General features: G+C 58.7%; 10 protein-coding genes and 1 pseudogene. 5 read left to right on the top strand and 6 right to left on the bottom strand.

Annotation, left to right across the window (positions count from 1 at the left end; genetic code table 11):
- Nucleotides 1–115: 115 nt before the first annotated feature.
- The gene (locus ACSAMW_RS03515) at nucleotides 116–736 is read right to left on the bottom strand and encodes a LysE family translocator (protein WP_500592690.1); all 621 of its coding nucleotides are present in this window, start codon (nucleotides 734–736) and stop codon (nucleotides 116–118) included.
- Between the two features lie 13 nt (nucleotides 737–749).
- Nucleotides 750–2,456, bottom strand: coding sequence for an amidase (locus tag ACSAMW_RS03510; RefSeq protein WP_500592689.1), 1,707 nt, complete (start codon nucleotides 2,454–2,456; stop codon nucleotides 750–752).
- Nucleotides 2,457–2,766: 310 nt separating this feature from the next.
- Here ACSAMW_RS03510 and ACSAMW_RS03505 point away from each other — a divergent pair.
- A pseudogene (locus ACSAMW_RS03505) lies at nucleotides 2,767–3,013 on the top strand (IS91 family transposase); the annotation flags it as partial.
- An 8-nt stretch (nucleotides 3,014–3,021) separates the two neighbouring features.
- On the opposite strand, the gene ACSAMW_RS03500 reads toward ACSAMW_RS03505, so the two are convergent.
- Nucleotides 3,022–4,428: a hypothetical protein gene (locus ACSAMW_RS03500; protein ID WP_500592688.1), complete on the bottom strand. Its 1,407-nt coding sequence runs from the start codon at nucleotides 4,426–4,428 to the stop codon at nucleotides 3,022–3,024.
- Between the two features lie 173 nt (nucleotides 4,429–4,601).
- Here ACSAMW_RS03500 and ACSAMW_RS03495 point away from each other — a divergent pair, with 173 nt between their 5' ends.
- Together ACSAMW_RS03495 and ACSAMW_RS03490 are read left to right on the top strand one after the other, a co-directional pair.
- Nucleotides 4,602–5,057 carry a hypothetical protein gene (locus ACSAMW_RS03495; protein ID WP_500592687.1) on the top strand — a complete coding sequence of 152 codons (456 nt, stop codon included), beginning with the start codon at nucleotides 4,602–4,604 and terminating at the stop codon, nucleotides 5,055–5,057.
- A gap of 166 nt (nucleotides 5,058–5,223) precedes the next feature.
- Nucleotides 5,224–5,733: a hypothetical protein gene (locus tag ACSAMW_RS03490; protein WP_500592686.1), complete on the top strand. Its 510-nt coding sequence runs from the start codon at nucleotides 5,224–5,226 to the stop codon at nucleotides 5,731–5,733.
- 45 nt (nucleotides 5,734–5,778) lie between these two features.
- On the opposite strand, the gene ACSAMW_RS03485 is transcribed toward ACSAMW_RS03490, so the two are convergent.
- From ACSAMW_RS03485 to ACSAMW_RS03475, 3 genes are all read right to left on the bottom strand, one after another.
- Nucleotides 5,779–6,000, bottom strand: coding sequence for a DUF6555 family protein (locus ACSAMW_RS03485; protein WP_500592685.1), 222 nt, complete (start codon nucleotides 5,998–6,000; stop codon nucleotides 5,779–5,781).
- A 118-nt stretch (nucleotides 6,001–6,118) separates the two neighbouring features.
- Nucleotides 6,119–8,335, bottom strand: a complete 2,217-nt coding sequence (gene egtB / locus ACSAMW_RS03480; protein ID WP_500592684.1) for an ergothioneine biosynthesis protein EgtB — start codon at nucleotides 8,333–8,335, stop codon at nucleotides 6,119–6,121.
- A gap of 59 nt (nucleotides 8,336–8,394) precedes the next feature.
- Nucleotides 8,395–8,820 carry a DUF1810 domain-containing protein gene (locus tag ACSAMW_RS03475; RefSeq protein WP_500593960.1) on the bottom strand — a complete coding sequence of 142 codons (426 nt, stop codon included), beginning with the start codon at nucleotides 8,818–8,820 and terminating at the stop codon, nucleotides 8,395–8,397.
- 412 nt (nucleotides 8,821–9,232) lie between these two features.
- Here ACSAMW_RS03475 and ACSAMW_RS03470 point away from each other — a divergent pair, with 412 nt between their 5' ends.
- Both ACSAMW_RS03470 and ACSAMW_RS03465 read left to right on the top strand, forming a co-directional pair.
- A complete protein-coding gene (locus tag ACSAMW_RS03470) occupies nucleotides 9,233–9,526 on the top strand; it encodes a DUF1652 domain-containing protein (RefSeq protein ID WP_500592683.1) in 294 nt (97 codons plus the stop codon).
- Between the two features lie 80 nt (nucleotides 9,527–9,606).
- Complete coding sequence (locus tag ACSAMW_RS03465; protein WP_500592682.1) at nucleotides 9,607–14,541, top strand: dermonecrotic toxin domain-containing protein; 4,935 nt, start codon at nucleotides 9,607–9,609, stop codon at nucleotides 14,539–14,541.

Below are 14,541 nucleotides of genomic sequence, written 5' to 3'. Positions count from 1 at the left end.
GGAGGGGGGTAACGAAGCGGCACTGCCCTGAAAACTAAATGATCTAGCTACCCACACGGAAATACCGTTTGGGTATTAGCTCAGACGAATGCTTTCACGCCCCAGCACCTGCCAATCAACGTCTGCTTAGGGCGAGCTTTGCGGCAAAGCACAGGAATAACCCGCCCATGGCTCGGTCCATCCAGCGAATGATAGCCGAGCGCTGCAGCAGCGTACCCAGCTGCCCTGTAAGGGCTATCAGTATCCCGGACCACACCACGCCCAACGCAACGTGGATCGCCACTAGCCCAAAGGTCCAGCTCACCAAGGCCGCCCCTTGGGGAATGAACTGTGGCAAAAACGAAACATAAAAGATGCCGACCTTGGGGTTGAGCAGGTTGCCAACCACCCCCCGTATAAACCAATTAGTGCGTGGCTGGCCGGCTGCCGGAAGCGAACCCAACGTGGTGCGAGGCCGCAGAAGCAGTGTGATCCCCAGCCAGCACAAGTAGGCCGCCCCGCAGTACCTGACCAGGTTGTAGGCCCATTCAGATACTTGCAGCACAGCACCTAAGCCAAACGCCACCGCTGCCCCCCAGAGGAGGCAACCCACATTGATTCCCAGTGCCGCGCGCAGCGCCTGGCGGGGCCCTTCGACAGCGGCGGTGCGCAGTATCAAGGCGGTGTCCAGGCCAGGTGTGACCGTAAGCAGCGAAGCGGCGAGTGTAAAGGCGACGAGGCTTTCCATGGCTGTCATAAAGATACCGGATTCAAGAGGCCAGTGGCGGTGTACGGCCAGGCACCTGGCGGCGCTGGCCGGTGGCCTCGAATGCTGCCGCAAGCGTCAGCAAGCCCGAATCATCATAGGCACGCCCGGCGAACGTGAGCCCGACCGGCATATGGATGTCCGCCATCACGCCCATGGGCACAGTGACCGTGGGTACGCCCAGGTGGCGAATGGCAAGGTTTCCATTGGCCACCCATACCCCGTTGCTCCAGGCGATGTCTGCCGACGCAGGGTTGACGTCCGCATCGGCCGGGGCCACATCTGCGACGGTGGGGAAGATCACGGCATCCAGGCCCTGCTGTGTCATCCAGTCCTCCAGGTCTATGCGGCGTGTGGCTTCCAGGCCGCGCAAGCCATCCGGTACAGTCGGGATCTGGTCCCAGGCGGTGATCCCACGCTCGGCCATGCGCACATACTCATCCATGCCGGCTGCCAGCTCGCCTTCGCGGTTGGGCAGGGTGCCAGGGTCGTGGGGGAAAATCAGCGGGCCGTCAACGTCCTTGAGGCGGTTGAGTGCCGGGTCGCCATTGGCCTGCAGAAAATCGTCGAAGGCCCAAGCGGTCAGGTCCCAGAGTTCATGGTGCAGAAAGTCCTTGGACACCAGGCCGCGGTTGTACACCGTCGGCGCACCCGGCCGGTCACCTTCGCAGTTGGACACCAGCGGAAAGTCGACCTCAACGACCTGTGCCCCAGCGGCTTCAAGCGCTTGGCGTGCCTGTTCCCATAGCGCCATCACTGATGCACGGGTCTGAATGCGTTGGCCGGTTGGCCCACCGATACCTGGGTTGGCGCTGGTCCCCGCTGCCGGGTCCGCATTGATGTACAGGCGCGGCACGCCCAGCCGCTTACCCTCAAGCGCTTTGGGCCCGGTGGCCAGGGCCGGGTAGGAGGGGGGGCGTACATCTTGTACGGCTGGAATCGGCACCCAGGGTTGCAGGCGCCATAGGTCGCCGCGGGTGTCAGGGTCTTCGGCCACGATTACATCCAGTACATCGAGCAGGTCAGCCATGGTGCGGGCGAAGGGCACAACCACGTCCATGGTAGGCGTCAAGGGCCAGTTGCCCCTGACCGAAATCACACCTCGGGAAGGCGTGTAGGCACACAAGCCATTGTTGGACGCCGGCCCTCGACCGCTGGACCAGGTTTCCTCGGCCAGCCCGAAGGCTGCAAAGCTGGCAGCGGTGGCGGTACCCGCGCCATTGGAGGACCCGGAGACGAACGGTGCGGTGAGGTACTGCCCGTTGTAGGGGCTTTCAGCGCGCCCATAGACCCCACGCTGCATGCCGCCGTTGGCCATGGGGGGCATGTTGGTCTTGCCCAGGCAAATGGCCCCTGCTGCCCGCAACCGCTCGATAGTGAACGCATCACGGTAGGCGATCAGATGAGCAAAGGCAGGGCTGCCTGACGCCGCTGTCAGCCCCTTGACCAGGTAACTGTCCTTGGCGGTGTAGGGAATGCCGTCCAGCGGGCCAAGGGTTGCTCCCGAGGCCCGGCGGGCATCTGACGCTTGTGCTTCAGCCAGCGCCTCAGGGTTGTGCACCACGACCGCATTCAAGGCGGTAGGTGTGCCCAGGGCATCGTAGGTTGCTATGCGCGCCTGGTAGGCGTGCACCAACTCGACAGCCGTGGTGTGCCCAGCGTGGAGCGCAGCGCGCAGTTGGGCAATGGAAACTTCAGTAACTTCGAACATGCTGGCCCCAGTGGCATGAGGGTGTGTAGGCGACGTAAAGCAGCAACGGCTTGTGCCGGTAGTGCCAACGCCTACAGCAGAAAGATGAAGGGCTTTATTCTGGCCGGGACTTCACCTGGCTGCAACGTACAACAAACTAGGCAGCCTGCGGGTGCAAATGGTGGGATGTGGAAATCGGTTACGATAGCCCGCATCGGCGCATCGGCGTCGATACCTCATCTTTAAAGGCTTACCCATAGCGTCAGAGACAAAAATACGCAAGCGCGCGAGCCGGGCAAAAGCCAAGGCGAGAAAGAGCTACCGTACTGGCATGGCTGCCGTACCAGGCGCCCATCGACCTCGACCCTCGAAGGATCTGTTCACAGCCAACGGCTGCTGGGCGGACATGCTGGATGCTGGGGACTGGCGGTCTGCGCGAGATCGAAGTGGAATCGGTCAGCAAAACGCCGGCCTGCGGTACCTTCATCCTAAGGATGAAGCAGTACCACTGCGGTAGCGCTCGTTGTCCCCACGTCAAATACCTGAGCAACACCTGTCACTGCCGGGCCTGGCCCTCATTCACCCTTCAATCACCATAAGAGCTCCAATCTTCCCGGGGAGCCAAGAGGCCGTTAATCCAGCGTGAATCATTCGCTGCCATCCAGCCTGAGTGAGACTCATCGTCGCACTCCACGTAGAGTTTTTCTCCAGCAGCGGCCCATGTATTCATTTTGGTTATAGCTTCACGGGCAAAATCAGGCGCTGGGCACCCGATTGACAAATACGCATCGCAAACATACACATCAGCAGGCCATTCTTTCATATCAAGCGGCATAGAATTCGAGGAGAACTGACCTGCCTTGCAGATGACTACCGCATGATTGACAGAGGTAAACTCCTCATATATCTCCGCCTGAAAGCCCAACACTGCGAGAATTTTTTGGGCGATATGCGCGAGTGCTCCGCAGTTATGGGCCCGCCCCTCTAATGCGGCAGCAAGCGGGTCGGGGTTTTTGTTAGAAATCTCCAGCGCATCTGCTGCCTGATCAACTCTATCTGTATCCCCTGCCAAACCTGGATTATATTTATTGCTAGACTGCAAATTACCCGGTTTTAAATAAATTTTCTCCCTGATTATTTCTATCACGGCATTCACAACCTCGATGGCATGCCTGGCCGACGACGGCAATACTGCGTTAAGTCTCAAAGCCCCCTGGGATTGGATTAAGGCAAGCGCATTCAGTACCGCATCTCTACTTTGGGTACGGTGACTTTCTCCAAGGCTGGAACTCGCTTCTGCTCCACCGGCAATAGACACATGTTCAGGCAGCATCCATACAGGCTCGCCGCTATCGAGTTGAGAGCGCTTGAGAATAGCGTAGCCATCTTTATTACTGTTCTTCACTTCAAAGCGCATTTTATCCCCTTTCACATAATCACCTACCACCTTGGCTTTTTCACCACCAGCGGTGAAAAACTGCACTATGTACATATCCCTCTGCCAGGCAGCCTTGGGGTCATGACGAGAGTTGGCAAGGATGCTGGATTCATCAGCACGACCTTGTAGTGTTGCATGGGCTGCGCGAGCCGAAGCGATCGAGCGTTCACGGCCTATCTTCAGTAGTGAATTGCCTTGGCGATCCTTCACATTGATGAAACCCAGAATATCCGGTGCCTGTTCATCTCGCTGAAAATAAACATTTGTTGCGGTATAACTGGGGCGGGCCAGATTGAACTGGCCACCTAAGTGGTCCTGGCGTATGTCGTTAACCGCGTTCTGCCCAGTCAACGCAGCGAGTGCGACATTCAAAAGTTGTTGCTGATTTGCATTCAGACGTGCCTTTTGCTGATTTAACCAGTTACCAGATAATCGTAGCCTGGTCCCAGTCGCAAGATGCGGAGCAACAGAAATATCTTCGTATTCCACTGGTTTGGTAGAGTTTTCAAACTGAGGGTGCAGCGAATGCGTCAGGTTGGAAATAGGAGCGGGCATAATTCAAAATACTCTGGAAAACCAAATGAGTGGGCCATTTGGATTAAAAGTTCCAGGGGTTCTCCAATAAGCCTGGCAGCCTGCGGCTGGCAATTTTAAACTGAATTGTGGATTTTGAAATCGGTCACGATAACCCGAATAGGAGTTGATCCCCCATCCACACAGCCCTACCCGTGGCGTCAGAAACTAAAAAACGTAAACGGGCTAGCCGGGCAAAAGCCAAGGCAAAGCAGACCCGCCTCCTGCGCGCGGTGCAAAAATCCTTCGTCGCCGATACCGGTTATTTTTTCGATGCCGATCCTTTGGGTGATGGCGACCTTTGTAGTTGCTGCGAGACGGCGGCTCTGAACTACCTGTTGCCCGACGCTTCTTCCGTAAGCATTTCAATGAGGGAAGGGCCAGGCGGGTTCGCCATCACCGCCCTCATTCACCATGATGATGATGAGTTCCCGTCCTCAGGTGCTTTCCGTACCGTCTGCCTACCCACCCCAACCGCCGAAGAATCTGTTCACGGCCAACGGCTGCTGGGCCAGTCGCTGTCGCATGAACGCTACAAATCAAATGGGACCGCCGAGGAGGGACCACGTAGGCATGGGCTGTTTTCGCCTTGGCTACGCGGCACGGCCTAACCTTTGCGTCAACACGTTTCACACACAGCCTGGTACAAAGAAGCGAACTGGCTGGATTCACCGAGCGCGGTAAAGTTTCCTACATACATTTAAGCTCCTTGGGCTTTGCGAAATAAGGTGCCTTTTCTATACCTTGAAAACTGGCCCCTATTCAAAGCCCTAAAGCATGGACATGCGCTATCAGAATCGCCGTCAGGCGCCGCCTATTACCTTCACCTACCGCAGCTACCGGAACGAGGTCAGCCAGCACACCCTGCTGTACTGGCAGGAAAATGCCATGGCCGTGCAAGGGAGGGAAATCACAGGGGTGTTCGCCAGTTTCAGCAAAGCCAGGATCGTATCGTTCGTATCAGGGGAGGAGGGGCTCAAGCACCACGAGGCGCCCCCAGCGCCAGACCCGCTTGGCCGGTGCCATGGAGGCACGAGCCCGCGTATTTATTTCCAGGGGTTTAGCAATACGGAGCGTTATCACCTCGAGCTTCTGGCCGCTGAGAAAGGGATGCACGTATTGCCTTGTCTAGTGCCTTGTCTGGAGTTCTGCTGTTGCGGCCCTAAGGCGCGCTGGCGCGAATTACAGCAGGCGTTTGACCGGCGGGCTTGGGTACTGCAACCCCAGCAGTTACTGATCGCTTTGGAAACGGGTAAGGTGCCGGACTACCACCCGTATTTAGCTTGAGCAGCCGCTAGGTTCCTAACGGCTTGCGCAATCGGGTTACTGCTCTCAAGCCTGACGCCAAGCCACTTGAGCAATACCGAACTTCTCAGCCATCGGCTTACTGGTTTTGCGCACTTTCTCACGGCCAAAACGGCCGATGCGGCCTACGCCCGCATCACAGCTGGCCCAATGCCAGGCCTCAGCGTTGTCCATGGCGTTGGCGCGGATGATGAAAGATTTGGCGGTCCCGTGCTGGGTGTAATCAATCACAAAGAGCTTGGCATTCATGGTCATTTTCTCCTTCGCTAAGACCAACAGAAAGCCAGCTAGGCAAATAATTCAGTTGGATTGTCGGACGGCTGACATAAAACGGGACCGGCGCTCCTGGTTGGCCAGCCCCAGTGCCTTATGCGAGGCAGAACAGCGCCACCTCCGGCGACGTGCTGATCCATTGGTGACTCACTTTCCACCCGGCCTGTGCTGCAAGGCCGATCATGGAAGCCGGCGTGAACTTGTGGCAATTCTCGGTATGAATAGACTCCCCCGGCAGGAAGGTAAAGGTCTCGCCTGCGACGGTTACCTGTTGTTGCACGGTACTAACCAAGTGCATTTCAATACGTTTGGCATCGGCATTCCAACGTGCCTCATGGGTGAAACGGTCCAGGTCAAAGGTACCGCCCAGTTCCCGGTTCATCCGCGTGAGCAGGTTCTTGTTAAAACCTGCGGTGGCTTGGGCAGCGTCATCATAGGCTGCCCGCAGTACCGCCGGGTCTTTGACCAAGTCCACACCTACAATAAAGCGAGCACCGCCCCCCAGCAGGCGCCGTGCGTTACGCAGGAAGGTCACAGCGTCGTCAGCAGTGAAATTGCCCAGGGTCGAGCCGGGGAAAAAGCCAACCTTTGGTGCGCGGGCTACTGCTGAAGGCAGGTGCATGGCTTGGGTGAAATCGTCGACCAGTGGAATGATCTGCACCTGTGGATAGGCATTGCCCAAAGCCTGGCCAGCCCGTTGCAACGCGTCCGCGCAGATATCGATAGGAACGTAAGCCTGAATATGAGGCGCTGCATCCAGCAACAGCCTCACCTTATCGCTGGCACCACTGCCGAACTCCACCAAGGCAGTTCCTTCGGGCATCAGGGCGGCCAACTCACCTGCACACTGTCTCAACAGCGCCATTTCCGCACGGGTAGGGTAGTACTCCGCTGTCTGACAGATAGCTTCGAAGAGCCGCGAGCCGGCCTCGTCATAAAAATATTTCGGCGAAAGCGCGCGAGGATGCGCGCGTAGCCCTGCCAGCACATCTGCAGTGAACGTGGTATTCGCGTCAGCAGCAGGTATGGAGCTAGCTGGCTCGGTAGGGGTGTCGCGGCCTTTGCTGCCAGGGGTGCTGTCCACATCCCTGGCCAAGCGCAGGCTACTAAACGCCCAGCGTGCGCTGGCCGGGAAGAAATTGCGGTACGTCAGCCGGGTATGCCCGGTAGGGGTAATGCTGGCACCGCCGCGCAGTACCTGCTGGTTCACCATGAACTTCCCATTGTATTCACCCACCGCGCCGTTGGCGGCCCGGAACCCTGGGTAAGCGGTGTAAGGAGAGCGGGTCCATTGCCAGGCCACCGTATCGACTTGCTCTAGCAAGCCTGCTTGGGCCGCTACCTCCCATTCAGCCTCGCTGGGCAGTCGCGCGCCTGCCCATTCCGCGAATGCGCAAGCTTCGAAATAGCTCAGGTTGCACACGGGTGCGTTGGGGTCCAGAGGCTGTAGCCCACGCAAGCCCATCACCTGCCAGCCGGCGGCGATGTCGGCACGCTGGTCTGCCTGGCGGCGCCAGTAGAAAGGAGCGTCCCAGCTTTGGGCACGGACAGTGGCCCAGCCTTCGGATAGCCAGAGCGACGCCCGTTGATAGCCGCCATCGGTCATAAACGCCAGCCATTGCCCATTGGTCACCAGCCGGTCGCTGATTTCGAAGGGTTCGAGCCACTGCTTGTTACGGGGCCCTTCGTTGTCGAAGGCGAACCCCTCTCCCTCATGACCGATGGTAACCAGCCCGCCGGCATGCGCACGGAAACGCCCAGGCCGACCTACCGCCTCCCGTGGCCATTGACTGTCGTAGGCAGGCGCAAGAGGCGACAGGCTGAACAGGTGCAAGATGTCCATCAGGATCAGTTCCTGGTGCTGTTGCTCATGTTGAAGCCCTAGCACCGCCAAAGCGCGCTGCTCTTCAGACAACGGCCCTCGGAGCAGGCGGTCCATATGAAGGTCCACGTGCTTGCGATACGCCAACACCTGCTCCACCGCCGGCCGGGTCAACATGCCGCGCAGCGGGCGAGGCTGGCGAGGGCCCACTGCTTCGTAATAGGAGTTGAAAAGGTAGCTGAATACAGGATCGAAGCAGACATAGCCGGGCAAGCCTGGCACGAGTAAAAAGGTTTCGAAGAACCAGGCTGTATGGCCCAGGTGCCATTTGGTAGGGCTCGCATCGGGCATGGACTGCGCGCCCATGTCTTCAGCGCTGAGGGGGACCGCCAGGCGTTCGCTGTGCAGGCGCACCTGCTGGTAGCGGGCCTGCAGATCAGCGGCTGACAGCGAGCAGGTAGGGGCTAGGGCATTGGCAACGGTATTCATAGGTGTCCGACGGCTCCGTCGAGGGTGACGATAGGAAGCGTGGGTGACGCTGGCAGCCGTCAGGCCATCAGCCCTTCCAGCGTTTTAGGGTCTGGTGCGCTATTGAAGTAGGCGTCAAGCAATGTGCAGAAAATGGCTTCGCTACTGGAGGCGTGAGCAAACAGCGTCAGGCTTGAGTGAAGCTTAAGCGCGTCAGTTTCGCCAAAAATGGAGGTGGCACTCTTTGCCTTGTGAGGCAAGAGCGCGTGGCATGATGCCCTCAACCGAGTACCTAATATGGGGTGGTCGAGATAGGCCTTGGCTTCAGCTGCACCGGTGATGCCGTAGAAGTGCGAGGTATCGCTTCTGCCCAGGCCACGCAGCTGAGGGAATATAAACCACATCCAGTGACCACGTTTATGGCCTGCCTGCAACTCCGCCAAGGCACTGGCGTAGGTAGAGCCTTGGGCATCAATGAAACGTTGCAGCTCATAGGGCGCTGACATCATGGGTTCGCTCAGCAGAAAGTTTTATTACTGGCCGCCGGCTCCGCAAAGAGTTCCTGATGCCGCTCTACGCGGGAGGCCACTGGTCCGATTTCACGGGTGGGAAAGCTTGCTGGAGTCAAAGGGTTGTGAGGTTTTTTACACGCTGGGGAACCGACCCGTTATCACCATAAACACATCGCGGACGAACGGTGGCGTGCCTGTTGTATGGATGATCATCGCGCTGAAAGGCTTCTTCAAACGCCTCAGGCCCCTGCGCTCAAAAGCCTCGGCCGCCGTTGGCGATACTGTGGATAAAGGCTATTTGCCCATGCCTGAAGAGACGTCTATACCGTTAGAGCACACTTGGGAATGTTCCTGTCGTACCGTTTCCTGGCGCTCGCTATGCAGGCGACGCCCTAGGAGTTATATCATGCACACCATGGGCCTTAGTCCTCTTGAAATCAGAAGCATCATTGAGCGCGCTTTTCTTCCTCTGGCCTGTACCTGTGAACAAGGCCTGGACGAGTCATTCAGTGTGCGTATAGAAGATCCCCACGCTGGCAAACTGTATGTAGTCGCCACGGACATTCCGATAGCGCGGATGGCAAGCAGCCGAGCTATCAGCGATTTGATTGCTGAATTGCGAGGCCAGTTAGCCGCATCAGCTCGCAGCATGGGCAGGTTGCCTGATGCCGCGCATGCCGCTTTTCATAGGCTTGCCTGACCGCTGATCTAGCGTTATGTAGTGCAAGGCAGCTGGGCCTGTCGCATAGCCTGGGCGCTCCTTCACATTTGGAGCGCTCCATGCCTCTCGACGCCTCGATTGCCCTACCTGATCTGCAGCTTCTGATTTCTCGCCGTCTTCCCACTTGGCTGGCCAAGGCCTCACCGGATGATGTGCAAGCGCTATACAGCCTGTGCGAACATGCCCACGAAGCCCGCGACCGCTTGAAAGCCTGCGCCCGAGCCTTGGACGATTACGAGGCCTATGCACGACAAAGGCTTGCTCCGTTGCTTGCCTCACTTGGTGAGGCTGGTGTGGACGCAGGGCGGGTGATGTTGTATTGGCCAAGCCCTGATGATGAAACAGCTCCTCTAACGTGCACGCTGATTCAGGCCGCCTTGCGTAACTTTACCGAGGAAGATACTCACGCCGATGCGTATGGGCCAGGCTCAGGCCTGTTTCATTGCATCGCGGGGGACGGCCCATTGGAAAGGGATACCACCCGGCCCTTAAGCATTACGCCATGGGCTTTTGCTCAAGCATGCCGCACAGCAGACATTGGTGGTGGGTATGCTGGCCTTCTGACTCGCCAATTACCCGTCCGCGCAAAGGGAGCGCCACCTGCCTACGCTTTGCCCACCGTGTATGAGGAGGCGGACCGTACTACGCTTGCAGCCGAAGCCTTGATCGCAAAACTCACTGGCAAGGTGGACACCGTCGGGCTTTCCCTGTTGGCCAGCGCAGGCGTCATTGATGCAGGCGCCTGGCCGAAGCTGCCCGCCCAGGCCAAGCGCTTGAAGCTGGCGGGTTTCGACTTGAATGCCGTCATGCTTGTTATCGGCGATGACAATTCACCGGCCGGCCGACCTTGCGTGCTGTACATTCCCAATGATCCCAATGCGCCGCTCACACAGTTCCCCAACCTCGACGCATTGAAGGCAGACCTTCAGCGGCGGGTTCACCACCCCGCTTATCTGCGCTTCCTGGCAGGCTACGTGGGTTTGAAAAACCAGGCCGCCTTTATTCGTGCTGTCGAAGGGCCGCCATTGGACGACTTCGGCCGCCTGTTCGCCACAGTAGTCAACCCCATCGCGGCCCTTACTCTCATGACTAGAGTGGTAAGTCACCAACGACTTTTTGAGCCGCCGAGTTTCACGCTCAACCTGGCGAACCTGTCAGAGGTATTCCCTGACCGGTATACCCAATGGCGCGAGAAGACGCTGGCAGATGCCACCCTGCTCGCTGTACCGACCGAGCGGCAGGATCGTCTGGCCGCGCAGGCTCGGCATGCCAAATGGACCGCACAGGGCGAGTCGTTAGGGTTGTTTGTGCTTTCCTTCATCCCTGGAGTAGGCGAGATCATAGGCGTCTACTCTATGGTTCAAAGCCTGCGCTCGGTGTTCGAGGCATCCAAGGCCTGGAGCAGGGGAGATGAGCGACAGGCCAGAATATTACTGTTAGGTGCAGTCGATAACGTGATTGGGCTGAGGCTGTCGCCCCGACCTCCTGCTGATGCACAGGAGGCTCTGCTGGCAGAACGACTAAGGCTGGTTACCAATGCTGCCGGAGAACAGCGCCTGTGGATTCCGGACACCCATTTGTGGGGCAGCGATCATCCGCCTGCGGGTACAACGCCCCTGACACCCGCCGGGCTGGTAACACGGGGTGAGCGCCAATGGGTACATATGGCCGGGCGCTACGTGGAAGTCGAACGAGGCGCCACTGACAGGCAGGCACAACTGCGGCTGCCTGTTGATCACGACGGGCTAGCCCCTCGCCTGCTAAGCAATGGTCACGGGGGGTGGCGTAGCGAGTATGAAAACCCCGGGCTGTGGCAAGGCGTGCACTTGATCCGCCGCTGCACTACTGAGGCCATTGGGCTGAACGACAGCGAAGTGGCATTGGCACAGGAATTGGCCGGCGTTGATGATTCGCAGCTCCAGGGCCGAGCCTGGCGAACGGAGCCGTTGCCTGGAATGCTTCGTTATCACCTTCGGCGGCGAGTCCACCGCCAGCGACTGGTACAAGGCGTTGCCAGTCTGCGCAGCCAGGGTCAACTTCCGCACGCCGCCCCAGAGATAGTGAGGACACTGGTGGACGTTCCCAATTGGCCCCAGAGCGTTGGCTTGGAGTGGAGGCAGCCCGATGGTAGCCTTTCAATCCTTCATCCCAACGCCGATAGGCTGGTTAGAGTCAGCGCAAACGAGTTTGCTCAAGGCACCTGGGCGACTGAACTGATCAAGCAGATGCGCTCTGAAGACCTGGCACCGTTGGTAGGGAAAGGCGTGTCTGCAGAAGCGTTCAGGCAACGCATGAGTCAACAATGGGCGGATGTGCTCGACCGCAATTGCCTGGAGCTGGCCCATCAGTTAAGCCAGGACCCCGTCCCCCAGGGGCCGGTGGCCACGGTAATGCGGCAGTTCACGTCGCTGCCTGAGCAAGTGGCCACCGAGCTCGTGGCCCATAGCAACAGCCAGCAACGTGCAGGCCTGGAAGCGGGCAGGGTACCACTGCCTGTTGCTGAGCTGGCCGCTGAATTTCAGCGCCAGCTACGCGTTAGCCTGGCCTGCGAAGCGCTCTACGACGGTTATTCTACGCCGGATGCCCAGATATTGTTGCAGCGGCTTCCTGAGGCGCTGGGCCAGGGGTTTTCGTCATTGCCACCGGCTGGCCCCGCCCCAGGGCCGTTGCCACAGTTAGCCGAAGCGGCCTTGGCCCAACGGGATACAGTGCGCCGCCTGCTAGGCATGGCCGTCGATAGTCGCCGTTTTTTCCGCCTGCCTGCACGGTTGCAAGACGGCCGCTTGGGCTATCTGCTCAGTGGGCGAGGTTCAGCCCGGTCGACCATGGTTTCACCTTTCGACGCTATCACCTTATTGCTACGCCAGCTCTATCCCGAGGCCAATGCGCCGGCTTTGCAGGCGCTCCGGGCCGAGGTCGGTGAAGGTGCAGCGGCGCTTGAAGCCATTAGTCTTCGGGAGCGAGAGCTCACTGACCTGCGGGAGGCGTTGAACCAATGGCGAGACGCTATGCCACAAGGGCCAGCGCACGGTATAGCGCACAGTATGGAGGTACGCGAAGCCCGGTATGAGGCCGCTACAACCATTATGCGCAGTTGGCAACGCAGTTTTGTTACCCACGGAATACATGCAAACGGCGCTCCTCGTTACGTGCTCAACCTATCCTACCTTACACTCGGCGGAGAACTGCCTATATTGCCTGCATCGTTCCCCCACGTAACCGAGGTATGGCTGGCAGGCCTGCGACTTACCCGGATAGACCCTGCCTTTCTAGAGTGTTTCCCTAATGCACGCATGCTGTCGCTGGATAACAATCCCCTTACAGAGCTGCCTCAAGGGCCTCAATGGCTGCATCGCCTGCACGAAGTAGAGTTGAGGGAGATCGGCCCCGGCGGTAGCCTGCAGGTGGTAAACTGGCTATTACCTTCGGCGGGTACCCTGCGACGCCTGAGCCTGTCGCAGAACCCTGCGCTTCCCATGGATGCATTAATGCAGCACCTTGGCCAATTCACTGCGTTGACAGACCTGGAACTCAACGACGTGGGCCTGGTCATTACGCCGGAACGTGCAGGCGTGTTCAATACACTTACGAACCTTGTATCCCTGTCCTTGCACGACAATCCTCTGGCACTGCCGCCGCGTGTCGATAGTTTGCACCGCTTGAACTGGCTCTCGTTAGCCAACACAGACCTTGAAGCCCTGCCCCCTGGTCTGGAGCAACTCATGGTCGCGTCTCCATTGCGCCTGAGCTACATAAACCTGGGAGACAATCGCATAAGGCAATTGCCAGACCTGAGCAACACCGCATTCTTGCGCCAAGCGGCTCAGCCGGAACCCTACGGCATCTCCTCCGTTGAGCTCATCCTGGATGGCAACCCATTGGACGAGGCGGCTGTCGCGCAACTGGATGCGGCTGGAATCGATTTTGATCCAGTCCCGCAGCTTGTGCAGCCTGATCCGCAAGCTGCCTTTGAGGACCAATGGTTGGTAGGTTGCCCGGCGCTTCTGGAGCACGAGATTCGCAGTGCCCGACAAGAACGGGCTGCCAGGCCGTTCTATGAGGTATTAAGCCGCATTGTGCAAACCGCGCCCTATGTTCGTGCGATGCGAGCGGCAGAGCGCACTGAGGTGCTGAGCCGCGCATGGGATCTTGCCCGCTTGCTATTGATGCCGGGAGAACAGCCGATGCCTGGCCTTGCTCAACTCCGAGACCGCTTGTACAACATGGCTACTGAAGCGCAGGCCACGTGTGGTGACGGTATCGTGTTGACCATCGACCAGTTCGACAGCGAAGTAATGGTCTGGCGAGCCATCACACACTCCATGTCCGCCAGCGAAGAGGGGCCTTTGCGCGACGCGGCGCTGAGCGCCCGCAGGATATATCGTCAGGCCTTGCTCGATGGCCAGGCTCAAAGGCTGGTAAGGGCAAGGGTAGCCCGCCTGGCGGGCAACGTACCTGCAGACCCAGCCACTGACCTGGGTGACGACCTACCCAACTCCCAGTTGGATATGGGTATAGATGAAGTCGAGCTACGGTTGGTGCTGCGGCAGCAGCTCAGGACCCAGCTCGATCTGCCCCCGGTCAGCGAGCGCCTGTACCAAGCCTTGGTGAGTGAAGCCACCCAATCGCGTATTGCAGAGCGTGTACACGCGTTGGATACGGATGAGGGCTTCGCTGAGTGGTTGGTAGACCATCAGAATACTTGGTATGCCGCCATTGAAAGCCGTTATGAGCTGGCGCTGGATGAGGTCAGGGCCCCTTACCATGATGCCCTTGAGCACGTGCTCACGTTGGCTGCCGGGCAGCAACCTGCCGAGCCGCCTACGCCTCAATCCCTGTCAGTACTGGAGGCTATCGACCCGACGGTGAACTGGACTGCCCAGCCGCAACTCAATGAGCAACAAGCGCGCACGTTGAGCAACCGCCTGCGAGACAGGTGCAACCAGGCGGTACGGACGCAGATATTACAATTGACGCGTGGCCTGATCAGTTGA

The sequence above is a fragment of the Pseudomonas sp. AB39(2026) genome (assembly GCF_059831485.1).
The sequence above is the reverse complement of the archived record's forward strand: the minus strand, read 5'-3'. Positions and strand labels throughout refer to the sequence as shown.

Bases quoted from the DNA above. Each gene is read 5' to 3' on its own strand.
- ACSAMW_RS03515 (WP_500592690.1), bottom strand. From the start codon at position 736: ATGACAGCCATGGAAAGCCTCGTCGCCTTTACACTCGCCGCTTCGCTG.
- ACSAMW_RS03510 (WP_500592689.1), bottom strand. From the start codon at position 2,456: ATGTTCGAAGTTACTGAAGTTTCCATTGCCCAACTGCGCGCTGCGCTC.
- ACSAMW_RS03500 (WP_500592688.1), bottom strand. From the start codon at position 4,428: ATGCCCGCTCCTATTTCCAACCTGACGCATTCGCTGCACCCTCAGTTT.
- ACSAMW_RS03490 (WP_500592686.1), top strand. From the start codon at position 5,224: ATGGACATGCGCTATCAGAATCGCCGTCAGGCGCCGCCTATTACCTTC.
- ACSAMW_RS03485 (WP_500592685.1), bottom strand. From the start codon at position 6,000: ATGAATGCCAAGCTCTTTGTGATTGATTACACCCAGCACGGGACCGCC.
- egtB (WP_500592684.1), bottom strand. From the start codon at position 8,335: ATGAATACCGTTGCCAATGCCCTAGCCCCTACCTGCTCGCTGTCAGCC.
- ACSAMW_RS03475 (WP_500593960.1), bottom strand. From the start codon at position 8,820: ATGTCAGCGCCCTATGAGCTGCAACGTTTCATTGATGCCCAAGGCTCT.
- ACSAMW_RS03470 (WP_500592683.1), top strand. From the start codon at position 9,233: ATGCACACCATGGGCCTTAGTCCTCTTGAAATCAGAAGCATCATTGAG.
- ACSAMW_RS03465 (WP_500592682.1), top strand. From the start codon at position 9,607: ATGCCTCTCGACGCCTCGATTGCCCTACCTGATCTGCAGCTTCTGATT.